This is a genomic window from Nostoc sp. KVJ3 (assembly GCF_026127265.1).
Lineage (GTDB): Bacteria > Cyanobacteriota > Cyanobacteriia > Cyanobacteriales > Nostocaceae > Nostoc.
On record NZ_WWFG01000001.1, the window covers coordinates 1495127 to 1510963 of the forward strand.

The 15837-nt window shown below is 40.9% G+C and carries 13 protein-coding genes and 1 pseudogene; 9 read left to right on the forward strand and 5 right to left on the reverse strand.

Going from position 1 to position 15837, the window contains the following annotated elements; all coding sequences use genetic code 11:
• The first annotated feature begins 8 nt into the window (after positions 1 to 8).
• The 3 genes and pseudogenes from GTQ43_RS06075 to GTQ43_RS06085 form a co-directional block, all read left to right on the forward strand.
• On the forward strand, positions 9 to 425 hold the full coding sequence (locus GTQ43_RS06075; RefSeq protein ID WP_265271542.1) for a XisH family protein: 417 nt from the start codon (positions 9 to 11) through the stop codon (positions 423 to 425).
• Positions 413 to 748: a XisI protein gene (locus GTQ43_RS06080; protein WP_265271544.1), complete on the forward strand. Its 336-nt coding sequence runs from the start codon at positions 413 to 415 to the stop codon at positions 746 to 748. The genes GTQ43_RS06075 and GTQ43_RS06080 overlap by 13 nt, the downstream gene beginning before the upstream one ends.
• Positions 748 to 894, forward strand: a pseudogene (locus GTQ43_RS06085) (shikimate kinase); the annotation flags it as partial. The gene GTQ43_RS06080 and the pseudogene GTQ43_RS06085, both read left to right, overlap by 1 nt.
• A 71-nt stretch (positions 895 to 965) precedes the next feature.
• Here GTQ43_RS06085 and GTQ43_RS06090 read toward each other — a convergent pair.
• Complete coding sequence (locus tag GTQ43_RS06090; protein WP_265271545.1) at positions 966 to 1145, reverse strand: hypothetical protein; 180 nt, start codon at positions 1143 to 1145, stop codon at positions 966 to 968.
• 233 nt (positions 1146 to 1378) lie between these two features.
• On the opposite strand from GTQ43_RS06090, the gene argB reads away from it, so the two are divergent.
• The 4 genes from argB (at position 1379) to GTQ43_RS06110 (ending at position 5880) form a co-directional block, all read left to right on the forward strand.
• The gene (gene argB / locus GTQ43_RS06095) at positions 1379 to 2275 is read left to right on the forward strand and encodes an acetylglutamate kinase (RefSeq protein WP_265271547.1); all 897 of its coding nucleotides are present in this window, start codon (positions 1379 to 1381) and stop codon (positions 2273 to 2275) included.
• Positions 2276 to 2553: 278 nt separating this feature from the next.
• The gene (locus tag GTQ43_RS06100) at positions 2554 to 3096 is read left to right on the forward strand and encodes a tetratricopeptide repeat protein (RefSeq protein ID WP_265271549.1); all 543 of its coding nucleotides are present in this window, start codon (positions 2554 to 2556) and stop codon (positions 3094 to 3096) included.
• Between the two features lie 26 nt (positions 3097 to 3122).
• On the forward strand, positions 3123 to 4013 hold the full coding sequence (locus GTQ43_RS06105) for a DUF3153 domain-containing protein (RefSeq protein WP_265271551.1): 891 nt from the start codon (positions 3123 to 3125) through the stop codon (positions 4011 to 4013).
• 751 nt (positions 4014 to 4764) lie between these two features.
• Positions 4765 to 5880: an acyltransferase family protein gene (locus GTQ43_RS06110; RefSeq protein WP_265271553.1), complete on the forward strand. Its 1116-nt coding sequence runs from the start codon at positions 4765 to 4767 to the stop codon at positions 5878 to 5880.
• A 55-nt stretch (positions 5881 to 5935) separates the two neighbouring features.
• On the opposite strand, the gene GTQ43_RS06115 is transcribed toward GTQ43_RS06110, so the two are convergent.
• A complete protein-coding gene (locus GTQ43_RS06115) occupies positions 5936 to 6400 on the reverse strand; it encodes an MgtC/SapB family protein (RefSeq protein ID WP_265273678.1) in 465 nt (154 codons plus the stop codon).
• Positions 6401 to 7023: 623 nt separating this feature from the next.
• On the opposite strand from GTQ43_RS06115, the gene GTQ43_RS06120 reads away from it, so the two are divergent.
• Entirely contained in the window at positions 7024 to 9396 is a 2373-nt protein-coding gene (locus GTQ43_RS06120) for a putative PEP-binding protein (RefSeq protein WP_265271555.1), read from the forward strand.
• Positions 9397 to 9687: 291 nt separating this feature from the next.
• On the opposite strand, the gene GTQ43_RS06125 is transcribed toward GTQ43_RS06120, so the two are convergent.
• A complete protein-coding gene (locus GTQ43_RS06125; protein ID WP_265271557.1) occupies positions 9688 to 10350 on the reverse strand; it encodes a DUF1361 domain-containing protein in 663 nt (220 codons plus the stop codon).
• A gap of 565 nt (positions 10351 to 10915) precedes the next feature.
• On the opposite strand from GTQ43_RS06125, the gene GTQ43_RS06130 reads away from it, so the two are divergent.
• Positions 10916 to 12223, forward strand: a complete 1308-nt coding sequence (locus GTQ43_RS06130) for an NF041680 family putative transposase (protein WP_265270371.1) — start codon at positions 10916 to 10918, stop codon at positions 12221 to 12223.
• 340 nt (positions 12224 to 12563) lie between these two features.
• Here GTQ43_RS06130 and GTQ43_RS06135 read toward each other — a convergent pair whose 3' ends face one another.
• Together GTQ43_RS06135 and GTQ43_RS06140 are read right to left on the reverse strand one after the other, a co-directional pair.
• On the reverse strand, positions 12564 to 13592 hold the full coding sequence (locus tag GTQ43_RS06135; protein ID WP_265271559.1) for a hypothetical protein: 1029 nt from the start codon (positions 13590 to 13592) through the stop codon (positions 12564 to 12566).
• Positions 13593 to 13731: 139 nt separating this feature from the next.
• On the reverse strand, positions 13732 to 15624 hold the full coding sequence (locus tag GTQ43_RS06140; protein ID WP_265271561.1) for an iron uptake porin: 1893 nt from the start codon (positions 15622 to 15624) through the stop codon (positions 13732 to 13734).
• Between the last annotated feature and the right edge of the window lie 213 nt (positions 15625 to 15837).

The window sequence follows — 15837 nt, forward strand, 5'->3', positions numbered from 1 at the left end:
ATCTAACTGTGTCTGCCAAAGATATTTTTCATCAATCAGTTAAAAAAGCTTTGCAAAAAGAACAATGGAGGATTACGAGCGATCCGTTAAAATTTAAATTTGGGGAAGTCAATTTCCAAATTGATTTAGGCGTAGAGAAAATAATTGCCGCAGAAAAAGGAAATGAAAAAATAGCAATTGAAATCAAAAGCTTTTTAAACCCCTCGGCAATTACAGATTTTTACTCTGCTTTGGGACAATTTCTTAGTTACCGTCTAGCATTAGCAGGATATGAACCAGAGCGAGTCTTATACTTAGCAGTTCCATTGGATACGTACAAAACATTTTTTCAACTGGAGTTTACTCAAACTGCGATCAAACAGTATCAGGTGCTATTAATTGTTTACAATCCAGTAGATGAGGTGATTGTAGAGTGGATAAACTAACAAAATATCAAGAGTATGTTAAAACATTGTTGACGAACTATGCCAGTGATGATGTCTCGGATAACGATGTCGAAGTCCAACTCACTTTAGACACAGAACGCAATCATTATCAATGGATGAATGTCGGTTGGCAAGGATTTAATCGTATTTATCGATGCGTGATGCATTTTGATATTAAAGATAACAAAATCTGGCTGCAACAGAATTTAACCGATCGCAATCCAGCAGAGGAATTAGTGATGATGGGAGTACCACGAGAGGATATTGTCTTGGGTTTGCAAGCTCCTTATAAGCGTCAGTATACAGATTATGGCGTAGCGTAATACGATCGCTCCTCGAACAACGAACACCACTTTACTCTCAAGCTGATTTGCACATCACTGTCCAAGAGGGAGAAACACCTGAAGACATTGCCAACAGAATAATTGAGGTAATTCCTAGCGTTCTCAAACCACAAGTCTCTCATTAGGAACACTCAAATTACCAAACTTCGGTCATCCGTAGGATAAACCCGAAATAATATTAGTGTCAAGCAGGTATCTACCACTCATCATCTACCTGTTCGCAACCTTCTTCAATTGCTTCGCGCATCAACTGAATATCGTTTGGTGATATTGTACCTGCAAAATTTAATAATTGTTTACCTGGAACACCATGAATTTGCGAACCTAGTAAAGTTCGGGCAAACTTCAGCACTCGATATTGCAAGTCTTCAGGCATCACTTTTAATTCTTCAATTAGCCGATCGAGAATCGGTGTATCAATATTTTTCCTGATAATTTTTGATTTTGGTTGATAGTCCTTCTTTTATAGATTTTCACATTTCGGAGACGAACTAAACAGCTATGGCTTATTAGTACAAAAATACTCAATTTTTGCATCAGAGATTGTGAGGAGTTACAAAGTCTTCTACACTGACTGAAATAGGTTTTAACTCTCAACGGCGGCTCCTCATGATGCTCAACGATTCTGAATACATCAGACAAACTGAAGCCACTCGTGTGCGTGTACTAAGCGAAGCACTACCTTATATTCAACAATTCGCTGGTCGCACTGTTGTTGTTAAATATGGTGGCGCAGCAATGAAAGACAGCACACTCAAAGACAAAGTTATCCGCGATATTGTATTTTTATCCTGCGTGGGCTTGCGGCCAATTGTAGTCCACGGCGGTGGCCCAGAAATTAACAGTTGGTTAGATAAGCTCGGCATTGAACCACAATTTAAGAATGGTCTGCGAGTCACCGATGCCGCCACAATGGATGTAGTGGAAATGGTTTTAGTTGGTCGAGTTAACAAAGAAATTGTTGCCCTAATTAACCAAGCTGGTGGATTGGCTGTAGGACTTTGCGGTAAAGACGGTAATCTATTTACAGCCCGTCCCCAAGGTCAAAAAGACATCGGTTTTGTGGGGGAAGTCAGCAATGTGAATATCAAGATTTTGGACACCCTCGCTAGTAATGGCTATATTCCAGTAGTGTCCAGCGTCGCCGCAGACGAGACAGGGCAAGCTTATAATATCAACGCTGATACTGTAGCTGGAGAAATCGCTGCGGCACTAGGAGCAGAAAAGTTAATTTTACTGACCGATACCAGTGGAATTTTAAGAGATTATAAAGACCCATCTACTTTGATTCCGAAAGTAGATATCCGCGAAGCCCGCGAGTTGATTGCTGGTGGTATAGTCAGTGGTGGGATGATTCCTAAAGTTAGTTGTTGTGTGCGATCGCTTGCTCAAGGAGTCCGAGCAGCACACATCATCGATGGTCGCATTCCCCATGCTCTGTTACTAGAAATTTTTACTGACGTTGGCATTGGGACGATGATTCTCGGTTCGCAATTTACATCATAGGAGTTAGGAATGTCTACAACAAGCTACACCTACCCTTGCACTGCACTCTTAGAGATTGTTTAAAAAGTTTTGGGTGAATATAATTCAATACCGTTCAGTTAAGCCCAAAATCCTTGGTAGAGAAGCGAAATTGTACTTCTCTACGAGACGCTATCGCGAAGCCTAAAATCAGTACCAAAAATCCTTAACTGAACCTTCAGATTGCCAGCTTTTGAAAAGATTCCAAAAAGATTGCTGGTATTGGCAAAATTAAAACAGTGATAATTTTTGTATAAGACGTGAGTGCAGAAAGTTTAGAAATTGCTGAAACCTTCTACCAGACTGGGAAAATTGCCTTTGAAAATGGGCGATACCGCGAAGCCGTAGAAAATTTAGAAAAGGCCAGCGCCCTATTAGCTCGTAATTCTCGCTTTGGGGGTGAAGTAGAAATTTCTCTGGTGACAGCTTATGAAGCGGCTGGACGTACGGATGATGCGATCGCTCTTTGCGAAAGACTCAAACGCCATCCCTATATTGAAACCAGCAAACAAGCCAGGCAGATGGTTTACATCTTAAAAGCACCAAAGCTGAAAAGACCTAATGAATGGATGACCCAAATCCCTGATTTGGGTACATTACAAGAGAATGAACTCAAAATTTCTGTAGCAGCTAAACCTACTAAATCTTCTGTGCAGCAGAAGCCAAAATCTACAGAGCCAGAATTTGTTGACCTCAGTCAGGTCAATACCAGAGATAATCGCTTTATCTGGGTGGCGCTAATTGCAATTGGTTTAACCATCTCATACTTGCTTTGGTTGAATTTTTCAGGAACCCCTGGCTGATACCATGTTGACTTTTGGGGAAATTTATGGTTTCAAATTCTTCAATTTTCGGAAAGATTTTCTTGTGGTTCATCAGACCATTTAGTTTTGTATTGACACTGAATGGTCGAAATCGAATGAACCGCGTCTTTCCCATGCGAAATTTTATTTTGTGGCTAGTACTGTTAACATCTCTGTTACTGACTGGCTGTGTTAAGTACGATGTGGGGCTTAACTTTGACAATTCAAACAGTGGCGAATTAGTACAGCATATTAAATTGGGAGAGCGGCTAACCAGTTTTAGCGGTGATTCTGTGTACGAATGGTTAAATACCATAGAACGCCGTGCCCGTCAACTAGAAGGTAAAACGCAGCGAGTTTCCCAAGAAGAAATCATCGTCACAATTCCTTTTAGTAGTGGGACAGAATTGCAAGAGAAGTTCAACGAGTTTTTTAATTCCCGTACAACAAATCAACCCTCTGAGTCTGTGCAGAGTGAATCTAACTCAGCACTGCCGAAAATTGAATCAAATGTGCTTTTGGAAGAGAATTATTTTTTCCTTTTAGTCCGAAATCGGTTGATTTACGATTTGGATTTGCGATCGCTCTCTCTAATTGCCAGTAAAGGTAACGTTATAGCTAATGCTGGCTCAATTCTCGACTTGGAATTTAGTTTGAAGACTCCTTGGGGAGCCAAAAACATTCAACAAACTGAAACTGCTATTGAGCCAGAAAAAAATGGCAATCAATTAGTGTGGAAACTCCAACCTGGTCAGTTAAACCACATCGAAGCTGTTTTCTGGCTTCCCAGTCCCCTTGGTATTGGTGCGTTGTTAATTATCCTATTTGTCTGGGGAGGATTTTACTTGAGATACAATTTTATGCCAGATCCCAAAATTCAGTTTCCTCCCAAAACAGCAGCTATCCAAGAACAGTAGACTATCGCTCTTCTATTATTCTTGTCAAATAAAAATCAGAATCCTTGAATTCTAAGAGGTTGAATGAACAAGTATTTCGCTGTGACTTTGACACTTTTAGATCCCCCCTAACCCACGCCAGTCGCTCCACTTGGGGAGACCCCAAGACCGCGCTGGCTCCCCTTAAAAAAGGGGGAACTGGAGCAATACTGCGTAGGTTTTGGAATTTCTTGGTTGAGGCAAGCTGTTCTTGAGCAGGGGGAGAAATGGCGGCAGGGGAAGAGTTTCGCCTCCCCTGTTTATCCGAGCAGTATTGGGAACCGGAGTCAAAGTCCCCCTTTGTTAAGGGGGATTTAGGGGGATCTAGAATGTTTTGCTACCAAGAAGAGGACTTGTTCATTCATCCTCTAAGACTTTGATAAATTTATGGGTAGGTTGGGGAGCCACTGCGCCCTTGCGGTTTCCCGACTTGTCCCTTGCGTGTTAAGCCGATGCATTATCAATCGGCTTTTTTAAACTTCCTTTAGCTTTTTGTAAAAAAAATATTCTGTTTGTCCGCTTCTGTGATGGTTAACTACTCGACATCAATAAGAAAGATATTCTGCTAATTGCTGCCAAATATACATTGGCCAACACCCTGATAGTAAGTACATCAAAATAATGATTGGGCAAGCATAAGCATTTTTAGCTGGTCGCTTACTTAGATAAGTATTTTATGCATAATATAATATAATACAAAGTGTCATGTCGTACCATTAATGAGTAAAGATTTGTGGAAAAATCCTTAACATCTTCGCCTGGAGCTAACCCAAAGGCTTCCTCTGGTGTAAATGCACACTCAAAAATGTACATACCATCCCTCGATGGAATAAGAACTATTGCTTTTTTAATTGTTTTTTTATCCCATGCAGGACTTGCAAAGGTTTTTCCTGGAAGTTTCGGTGTAACAATATTTTTCTTTCTCAGTGGTTATTTAATTACAACTCTTCTCAGGCTAGAGTACGATCGCTATGAGAACATTGATCTTAAGTTCTTCTATCTAAGACGAATCCTACGTATTTGGCCTTCATTCTATTTAGTTTTGGGGTTAGGAGCTGGCTTAACACTCTTAGAATTACTTCCGGGAAAAATTATCCCAGCAGCCTTTATAGCTCAATTTTTACACTATACCAATTACTATGGAATTTTTTTTGGTGGTGGAATGGCTGCCGGCAGTTGGGTATATTGGTCTCTGGCTGTAGAAGAACACTTCTATTTGCTTTTTCCACTCTTTTATCTACTTCTACGTAAACTACGTATTACCCCACGCATGCAAATGCTAATTTTTTGGGGATTATGTTTAGCTGTCTTACTTTGGCGGTGTGTTCTATTTTATGGCTTTTCAGTATCTGAAGGACGTATACTTTGTTCAACAGATACACGGGTAGATAGTATTCTCTTTGGTTGTGCATTGGCAGTCAGTGGTAATCCAATACTGGATACACAAGATTACTCTAACAAACTCTGGAAGTATTTCTTTTTGCCTTTAGGAATAATTGTGATTCTTTTGACATGTCTATCTCGCTCATTTGAGTTTCGACAAACTATTCGTTTTACTATCCAAGGAATTGCCTTATACCCAATCTTTATTACCGCTATTCGCTTTCCCAATTGGGGATTCTTCACAGTGCTAAATTTAAAGTGGGTGCGCTTTGTTGGTATACTTTCCTATTCACTATACCTTGTCCATTACAGTGTACTTTTCCTTATTTGGAAGTATTTCCCACAATTGGATAAAGTTTTTCAAGCAGGAATTGGTCTATTAATTTCTTTTACATTAGCCTATCTAATTTATCAGTTTATAGAGTTTCCATTTGGACGGCTACGCAAAAAGTTTTCACGAGCATAACATGGCACAAAAGACAGCCCTTCCTGAAAGCAGGGCTTTTTATAATTATTAATTATCAATTATTTTGATGTTTTTCTAACCTTTTAAAAACGTTGAGAACTAAAAAAGTTATCAAAGCACCGATTAATCCTAACTGCCACAAACCACAGCCAGCAGCAATTCCCAATGCAGCCGAAACCCAAATAGCCGCCGCTGATGTGAGTCCGTGAATTTCAGGTCGCTGTGATTCTTGAGAAGATTGACGCACAATTTCTCCAGCACCGAGAAATCCTATACCGGCTGCAATTCCCTGAATGACGCGGCTAAGTGCATCATGACTAGACTGTAAGCCACCTGTTTGCATAATTACGAGAGTAAACATAGATGAGCCTAAACTCACGAGGATGTGAGTTCTTAAACCAGCTGGTTTGCGATGAATTTGGCGTTCTAAGCCGATAAATGCTCCAATCAGCAAGGCAATGCATAGCCTGAAGGTGATATTCAGCCAATCATCAGTTGCAAGGTAGTAAGTATTTGGCAATGCTTGGTTTAGTGTAAATAATCTTATATGATAGCACAACTTAAATCCAGCTATCACTTCATCAATTAACAAGACTTGGTGCTTAACAAGGCAAGAGGCAAAATCCCTTGTTAAGGATAGACAAATTTCTGCCGTACTGTACAAGTTAGGTCATGGCGTAAATAAGCCACCCATTTAAAATCGCTAGATATTCTACAAAATCAGCATTCTTTCTTTTTAGTTTTGCCTTGTTGTACTAGGTGAATTCGTAATATTTTTACAAAAATAGGGCAAAAGTATTTTAATCTTTTATTGATCTCGCTTATATCACCATATTTTTGTGGGTGGGGATGTAAGCGCGATTAATCAATTCGGAAATACTTTTTTAGCCTATACACTCAATCATTAAATCCTATATCGCCATTTACAACTCAATCGAACAACTAAACCCCTAGTTTCAAGGAGAAGAGGTTAAATGAAGGAAATACATCGTGTAACTAGCAATTAACTACTAACAGCGTCGGCAAATTTAACGTAAATGCTGGAAACTATTACTATTAGGAAATTAGTCGATTTCTCAATTATCGTGTACCAGGAAGAAATGGCTGTGGCTACAAATAGACAACTGACAACTAACAAATTGAGTGGATAAACTCTACTGGCTAGACCAAATTAAACTACAAGACCGCACTAAAGTAGGAGACAAAGCGTTTTACTTGAGCAGAATCATGCAGCGAGGGTATCCGGTAGTGCCTGGTTTTGTGGTTTCAGCAGAAATTTTGCGGCGATTTCTCGAAAATCTCAATAGTTCAGAGTCATTGGTGGCTGATTTACCCCATTCTTCCTTACACCTAGATGTCGCTAATTGGCGACAACTTCAGCAGGTAGCTGGTCGCTTGCGCCAAGAAATTCTCACTGCGACTGTGCCACAGGAGTGGGTGAGTAAAATTTTCCAAGCAGCTAGAGAATGGCAAACTGGCTGTTTAATTCTTCGCCCGACTTTGGCAGTATCACCTGCTACCCCAAGTATGAAGAATATATCTGGTTTGCTGGAGTCGGTGTTTTGCCAGTGCGAACCAGAAGCGATCGCTTGGGGATTAAAGCGCACTTGGAGCCAGATATTTCGGGCCCGAAGTCTCCTATATTGGCAGCGAGCAGGAATTGATCTACAACAAATAAATTTAGCAGTTTTAGTGCAACCTGTTGAGAATGCGATCGCCAGTGGTTTGCTTAAAGCCAACTCCTCTGGGTGGGAAATTGAAGCTACTTGGGGATTAGGATTAGCGATCGCTCAAGGCGAAGTCCAGCCAGATGTTTACTACATTCAACAGGCAACGGGGGTTGTGCTTGAGCAACAGTTGGGTAATAAAATGCTGGCTTATGGGGTGAATGATGCAGCACCGGAAACTTTTTCGCCACCCATACCAAACTCAGTGATAACGGCAGATCATACTTGTCTAAATACCTACGTACTTCAAGAAGCTCAACAAAAACAGTATGCTTTACAAGATGAATACTTACAACAAATAATTGCTTTAGGAACTCAACTGGTAAGTGAACTAGGTAAAATCTTTACCATTAAATGGACTATTGCTCAACAAACCACATCTAGCAAGCTCTACATCACACAAATTAGTTCTCCCCAATCTGTAATTCCCCACGGACAATTCATTAGGGGATTAGGAGCAGCCGGAGGACGTGTAGTAGCCAATGCCCTGGTAATTATTAATTCGCAGCAGAAACCCGAACAAATACCCAAGGGAGTGATTTTAGTAGTACCAACAATTACTCCTGATTGGCTACCATTACTGCACCAAGTGGCTGGTATCATCACAGAACAAGGCGGATTAACCAGCCATGCTGCAATTCTTGCTAGAGAATTAAGTATCGTAGCAGTAGTAAACGCAACATCTGCCACAACCTTAATCCAAACTGGTGAACGACTGCTACTTGATGGCGATAGAGGAGAAATTTATCGCATCAAAGGCAACTCAAAGGAGGAGATGGAAAGAGTTAGAGAGCAGGAAAGTGGGAGACTGGGAGAAGTAAATTTTCTTTCCCCAGATTACCCCAATCCGAAAGCGCCCTATTTTCCTATTACTTCTCATCTACCCATGATTGCTACCCAACTCCTGGTTAACTTGAGTCAGGCCAGTTTAATAGAACAAGTGCAAAGCTTCCCTGTGGATGGGGTGGGATTGTTGCGCTCAGAATTGATGGTACTAAATATATTGTCTGGGCAACATCCCAATAGTTGGATTTTAGGCGGTCGTCAAGCAGAATTATTAGAGCTATGGTCTGAGCAGATTATGCAGTTTGCCCGTGCTTTTGCACCAAGACCGGTTTTTTATCGTTCTTTAGATTGGCGATCGCAGGATTTACCATCGTTGAGTGATAGTTTAGAATCTTCGCCGCAGTCGATGTTAGGTGAACGTGGGACTTTCAGCTATTTGCGAAATCCCGCAGTATTTGAGTTAGAACTACAAGCTTTAGCAAATGTACAGCAAGCTGGTTACAGCAATGTCAACCTCTTGTTGCCCTTTGTGCGGACTGTGGAAGAATTTGTCTTTTGTCGTCGCAAAGTTGAGCAAGCTTTTTTAACTGAAGTATCGCAGTTTCAATTGTGGATGATGGCAGAAGTGCCAAGCGTACTGTTTTTATTGCCAGAATATGTAAAAGCAGGTGCAGCCGGAATTTCTATTGGTACAAACGACCTAACTCAATTATTGCTGGGAGTGGATCGAGAACAAGGACAGCTAGCAAAAGTATTTAACGAACGCCATCCCGCAGTTATGAGTGCGATCGCTCAACTCATCCAAATGGCTAAAAGTGCCGGCATCCCTTGTTCAATCTGCGGTCAAGCACCAGCCCTCTATCCAGAAATCATTGATAAATTAGTAGAATGGGGCATAACTTCCATTTCTGTTGAACCGGAAGCAGTTGAGCGAACATATCAGGCGATCGCTCGTGCTGAACAACGAATAATTTTAGCAGCTGCCCGTCGTCAACTTTATTAAAATAGAATGCTTCATGTGTCGAGATTCAATATTTTACAAGCTTTTTCAACAATCGCCTAGGTTTTTGTTTTGACCTTTTTTTAATTAAAAATTAAAAATTGAGGAGGATAATAATTTTTAATTAGTTAATTTGGGGTACAGAGCTAACACTGATTGCAATTTTTAATTAATAATTTTTAATTTTTAATTGGAGCGAAGCGACTTGACAAGCCTACACCTGTCCCTTCACCAAGCGTTCTGTCTTTTGCGAAGTGTTCCGTAGGCAAGAAAAAGGAGGTGTAGGTACTTGAATCATCCAGGGTTGGAAGTGTTAGTATCAGTTGATTGTGCCTCGATAGGATATGTATTTTTGGGTTGCCTAACGAAACTTAAAGTCACTCGTTTCATAATCCAGTATAGTCCGATCAGAATTACAAAAGTGATAGCGATAATTACTAATGGCTGTTTACCAAGAATTTCTTCAACACCTTTGGTCAGTACAGCATCGGGTTGAGTAATAAAATCCCAACTGTTGAAACGTAAAAATCGCCCCCAATAAACACCAACGGCACACAGAAAATGGGTAATCAACTCAAATCGCCAAATCCATTGGCTCTTGCCCATCCGATGTAAGTAGTGACCCCAATTAATTAACGATATTACATAAGCTTCAAATCCACCTATAATTACTAGCAAATACAGAGGAATTAGTACCAATGTAATCATCCACACTGATTGGATTTTGCGGATATCATCTATCAAATGAATTACATCAGTCAATAAATATGGTGCATTTGGTAAGAAAGCGTAGAAAACTAAGAATCCTAGCCACCAAAGCCAAGAGCCACCGCGCTTCGTGCGAAATAACCATATACTCAAAGCCAAAGGTATAAAAGCTAGAAATAAATTCCAAGTCATCCAACTCATATTAATTTGTAATACCTGTATAACTCTGGCTATCAATTCTTCTTTCATAGGTGCTTACTCAGAAGATGTTTGATCGATCTAGATTGACTCTGTAGTGTTAGTGTCAGTGATTGACTAATAAAATTTTTATCTTCCCAAGGGAATTTATTTACTCTCAGACTAGACAAGGCTTTTGTGTCACTTAAAAGGAGATGCACGCTCATATTAATAATATGTCTGAAATTTAGAGTTTTTATTTTTTTCATACTGGGGAATGAAATTTATCAATCAATCACCTCAAATCCCTAGTATAGCCAGAAACTGGAGTTTAGACTAAAAGCGATATGAGAGAACGCAAATCAAAAGGAATTAGAGGTTAAAAATATTATCTTGTCAGCCTTAAAGCATCCTGACCTTTAACAATTATTGTGTAGTATACCTGCTCAGAAAATAATACAATAATGATAATCATGAAAAGGGTGGGAGAGAAACGAGCGTCGCTCGTTTCTCTCCCACCCCCCTTATTCGATTATCATTATCATATAATAAGCAAGAAGAAAAGGGGTGTCTGATTGAATACAGGCCCCCTTTTGGCAGAAGCTGAGAAACGAACTACCATTACTCAGATGCCAAGATGAAACGTGCCAGATTAGAAGAATTCCGTCAAGCAGTCTACAAATATTTAGGCAGAGCACACGATGCAACTTTTGAGTTGACAGATGCCATATTGCTAACTAGAAATGTTTATTGCCTAGCAGAATTGTCCCTATCGCCAGTATTTAGAAGGAAGTGGCCAAGTATCTATGAGGCACTACAAGATAGTAGGCCACAGCGACAGAAATTGATGCAGCTATATATCAAACAAATCCCCGCAGAGGGACGACCATTGTTAGCAGGAGATCACACAAACTGGTCACGCCCAGATGCCGTCAGGTTGCAAGAGCGAACTTATGAGCATAGTGGCACATCCATAGCAGGAAATAAACCGATTACCATTGGTCAAGGATATAGCACAATTGCCTGGATACCTGAAAATGAGGGAAGTTGGGCATTACCATTAAGACATGAACGGATCACAAGTGCCGAAAGTCCTATTGGGAAAGCAATTTGGCAACTCAAACAGGTGTGTAAATATTTGCCTACCAGACCGATTTCAGTTTGGGATAGTGAATATGGTTGTGCGCCTTTTATCTTAAAAACTGCGAATATTCCAGCAGATATTCTCGTTCGGTTGCGTTCAAATCTGTGTTTATGGGGTGAACCAAAAGCTTATTCGGGAAAGGGGCGACCTAAAAAGCATGGTGATAAATTTAAACTGAATGAGCCCACAACATGGAATGAAGCAACATCTGTATTAGAAATAAATGACCCAAAATTAGGACGTGTGCGTGTGAGCTTGTGGAAAGATTTACACTTCCGTCAGGCTGCTACACGTCCAATGTTAATCATCAGAGTTGAACGTCTGGACGCGCAAGGTAACATGAGAGTGTCCAAACCTTTGTGGTTGGCTTGGGTAGGAGAAGAAATGCCACCCTTAGAAGAAGTTTGGTGTCTTTACTTGCGTCGCTTTACCATTGACCACTGGTATCGCTTTTTGAAGCAGCGTCTACATTGGACTGTACCAAACTTTGGTACTCCTAAGCAAAGTGAACGGTGGAGTGACCTCATGCCTCTGATGACTTGGGAATTGTGGTTAGCCCGCGATATCGTTACTGACAATCCTTTACCTTGGCAGAAGTCTCTAGATAAATTGACCCCTGGAAGAGTTGCTCAAGCTATAGGTGGAGTTTTTGCGGCCATTGGTACTCCCACCTCTGCACCCAAACCTCGCGGAAAGTCTCCCGGTTGGCAACAAGGAAAGAAGCGTCACCGTAAAAACCGATGTCCCATTGTTAAAAAAACAGTAGCACGACCACCTAAAGAACCATCTGTTGCTGTTTAATACCCAAGATTCTTCATACTTTTGCTAAGTCTCTGATTAACTCAGCCCTGCTGGGTCATTTTCCATTGCTTAGTCTAAACTCCAGCAGAAAATCATCACGGTAAAATTTACCACCGAAAGGAAGCCGGAGCAATAAAAACACCGCGAATAAGTTATGTTGAACTTTTTTAATTGCAATGTTGCCCCTTCCCTGGCTATTATACTGATTTCATTTTGCCTTACTAGAGTTCCAGAAGCATCTGAAAACTTTTGCTAAGAATCCATCTATGGTATATGTACAAGTCCTTGATGCTCCACAGGCTTTTAATTTTTTAAGGGGCAAAAAAGCTCTCTCAAATAACTAACGTAATAGAACTCGACTACGGGGGCCGATCGCTTGTTTGGGTGAAGAGGGTCTTGTGCAGCTATCGACAAAATCCTTTGGACAAGGAGTTTTAGCAAGGGTTGCAGGATTGACAACTACTTGATTCACCTCCAAGGAATTACCATTACTCAACTCCATATTAGGTGTAGTAGAGGGCGATGGAGAATTAGACCCCGATATGGACGTTGTCGGTGTCGGGGAGGCGATCGCACTACCATCACTAACTACAGGTGTAGGAGTCGGCATACTACCACCGCTAATTACTGGCGGGGGAGTGGCCGTACCACCACCACTAACTGGTGTCGGAGTTATGAGAGTTGCAGTTGCAGGGACTTTAATTGTTATTCTCGCTAAGGGAGAGTTAGTCATTTCCAAAGAAGTTACCTTTGGTGAACCGGGGATATCGGACTTGAAATCAAAAACTGTGGGGGTTGCACCACCATTGCGATCGCTATATCGAACTCCATATCCACTCACTTCAAAAGTTCCCTGATACTGATTTCCAGTGTTTGGATCGGTTACAGTACCAGTATATAAGGCTTTTGTAAGATTAAATTCATCTTGAACTACTCCTTGAAATGTAGTTCCTGCCAATCTTCCCTGGTATTTATAAGGTGTCAACTCACCAGCAGAGAGAAGTGGCGAAGTCAGAACGCCGTTAAAGGAGACAATAGGAATACCTTTAAAGTCAACAAAGTAATTCAAGCTACCATCAGAGCGGGTTCTTACCTGCACATAACCTGATTTGTATACAGGAACGTAATTAGGATTATTATTAGTTCCTAAGTTCCGCGAGTAAGTCCCGGTGTTATCTGTATCAACACGTGTAGTACTGCCATTGAAATTAGGATTAATGCTGGGTAGTTGGATAGTCCCGGATAATGTACCGGTGCTTTGAATTGTAATTTGAGCAAAAGCGCTGGTTTCAGCTAAACCGATAATGACTGCGGCTAAACTGCTGCTAAGAACAACACAACCCAACTTGGTTAATGAATATAATTTCATGAAAAATTTACTCCTTTAATCACATATCAAAAAAAACACGCATGGATTTTCTTCGCTTTCATTGGCTGATGAAAGCATTTAATACTGAATTAATCAGTATGGAAACAGCGTATTTGATTACATTTACATCAGTACAAGATTAAAACCGGAAAGTTGCTCTTAATGCTCCAACAACTAATGCATTGTTAGCAGCATTGTGATCGGGATTGAAAATAACGAATAAGCCCGGAGTCAAGGCGATATTATCGCTCAACTGGGCGCGGTAAAAAAGTTCTACGTGAATTGATGTGTCACTACGTCCGCCAGCTGTTCCCCCATCAGAAAAGTTGGGAAAATTAAAGCCATTGGGTAAGGTACTCGAAGTAATTTTGGGTGGCTGTCCAACGAGAACGCCCCCTAAATTTCCCGGACGCAGCAAATTGGGAAAGGCTGCGAACACCATCCAGTTTGTAGTTTCTACGCTTCCAGAAAGGTTTAATGGTTTGGAAGAAGTAAAACCACCCCAACCGCCTAATTGCAAGTTAGGATTGATTCGCCAAGTAGCAGTAGCGCCAATGGCTTGGGTATTGAAAGCTGTTGCCTCTGCAAAAGGCGAAATTAGTTGAGAGTCGCCAATACCACTTCCCAGTAAACCATCTGGGGAGTGAGAATAAAGATAATGCACGCCGATATCGATATTATTGGTGGGTGCTAAACTTAACTGAGCGCCAGCAGTAAATCTACCGCCAAATAGTCCCGCCTGGTTGCTGTTGCCAGGAAAATTAGGAATTTCGGCACTATAAACGCCTTGCAAACTGATGCGATCGCTAATTTGCCAGTCAAAGCCTATACCACCAGTGCCGTTACCAATGCTTAAAATTGGGTTCCTCTGACCAAATAGAGAAATTGCGCCGTCGCTAGAACCTTCTAAAGGACTAATACCGCGAAAGGTGTTGATTGGGTTGACTCCTGCCGTTCCAACGACAATTCCCAAGTTATCCGAGACGAGAAATCGATAAGATAAGTCGCTAATAAATAGATTGTTGTCTGTATTTGACTCGAAACCCAACCGCCCCATATTGGTAGATAGCAATGATGCATTAGAACCCAAATTACCGGCAGATAGCCCTGTTAGGAGCAAATCTCGCCCTGTAAATGAAGTTGCTAAGGTTAATTGGGCGCTACTGGTGAAAGTCAAATTGGTTTTCCCCTGGCGTTCAGGTATTCTATCTCTAGGAAATAAATCCACATCAGGGCTATTAGTTCCCTGCACGCTAAAAATGGCTTGACCAAATAATCTGGTGGTTGTAGAAAACTGATTAGCTTGTAATTCAGTAGTTCGATGTTCGATAGTATCAATATGCTGCTGTAATTGCTGCAATTCTCCTTTGAATTGACCTTGCAACCTTTGCAGCAGGATTAAATCTTCATTATTAACAGGATTAATTTTATTATTTGCGTAGGCGTAGCCCGCCGTAGGCATCGCTTCGTTAATCTTCTCCAAACAAGCATTTAAACCAGCCGCAAATTCATAACGACTAATGGTATGTTTACCCGAATAAGTCCCATCAGTATATCCCGCAATGCAGCCATAGCGCTCTATCAAAGACTGCAAAGCACCAAAAGCCCAGTCAGAGGGTTGCACATCTTGGAGTTGCGATACTGAGGTGACTTGAGACATTTGGTTGTCTGAGTCTGGAGACTGGGGAGATAAAGACAATTCTTCTGTGTTTTCTTGGTTCTGTGCAACTTCTGTTGCAGGTTGAGTATTTTTTAATTCGGGTAAGTTAAGAGAACTAATAAATTGAATTTTTCCTCTACTTTTTTTAAGTATATTTTCGTACTTATTCTTTATAGCCGACGAGTTAGTTATATTTGGCTGTACAAATTCAGGCGGTGTAATTTCAGCAGGTGAGACAACTTCAGATAAATTTTCTTGTGTTGACTGCTGTACCAGATTATCTGTCGTGATTACAGGCTGTTCTGGTAAATTAAACGCAGAGATTGGCGCTGTTGCTAGCACACTCGCCATCAGTAGACTAATATCACTCATGGTATTTCATTTGACTTGCACCAATATTTCTTTTGACGGACAAAGTTGGTGTATATCAGGAAGATTTACAAAAATAGAGTGATAAAAGTTACCGCAAATAGCAAGTGAGAAGTGGGGAGTGCTGAATAGAGAATGTCATTTCTTTACTCAGAACTCGGAACTGTCCTACCTCATGCCCCATGCCCCATGCCCCATTCCCAATTCCCAATGCCC

Bases quoted from the DNA above. Each gene is read 5' to 3' on its own strand.
- GTQ43_RS06105 (WP_265271551.1), top strand. From the start codon at position 3,123: ATGGTTTCAAATTCTTCAATTTTCGGAAAGATTTTCTTGTGGTTCATC.
- GTQ43_RS06130 (WP_265270371.1), top strand. From the start codon at position 10,916: ATGAAACGTGCCAGATTAGAAGAATTCCGTCAAGCAGTCTACAAATAT.
- GTQ43_RS06125 (WP_265271557.1), bottom strand. From the start codon at position 10,350: ATGAAAGAAGAATTGATAGCCAGAGTTATACAGGTATTACAAATTAAT.
- GTQ43_RS06090 (WP_265271545.1), bottom strand. From the start codon at position 1,145: ATGCCTGAAGACTTGCAATATCGAGTGCTGAAGTTTGCCCGAACTTTA.
- GTQ43_RS06140 (WP_265271561.1), bottom strand. From the start codon at position 15,624: ATGAGTGATATTAGTCTACTGATGGCGAGTGTGCTAGCAACAGCGCCA.
- argB (WP_265271547.1), top strand. From the start codon at position 1,379: ATGATGCTCAACGATTCTGAATACATCAGACAAACTGAAGCCACTCGT.
- GTQ43_RS06135 (WP_265271559.1), bottom strand. From the start codon at position 13,592: ATGAAATTATATTCATTAACCAAGTTGGGTTGTGTTGTTCTTAGCAGC.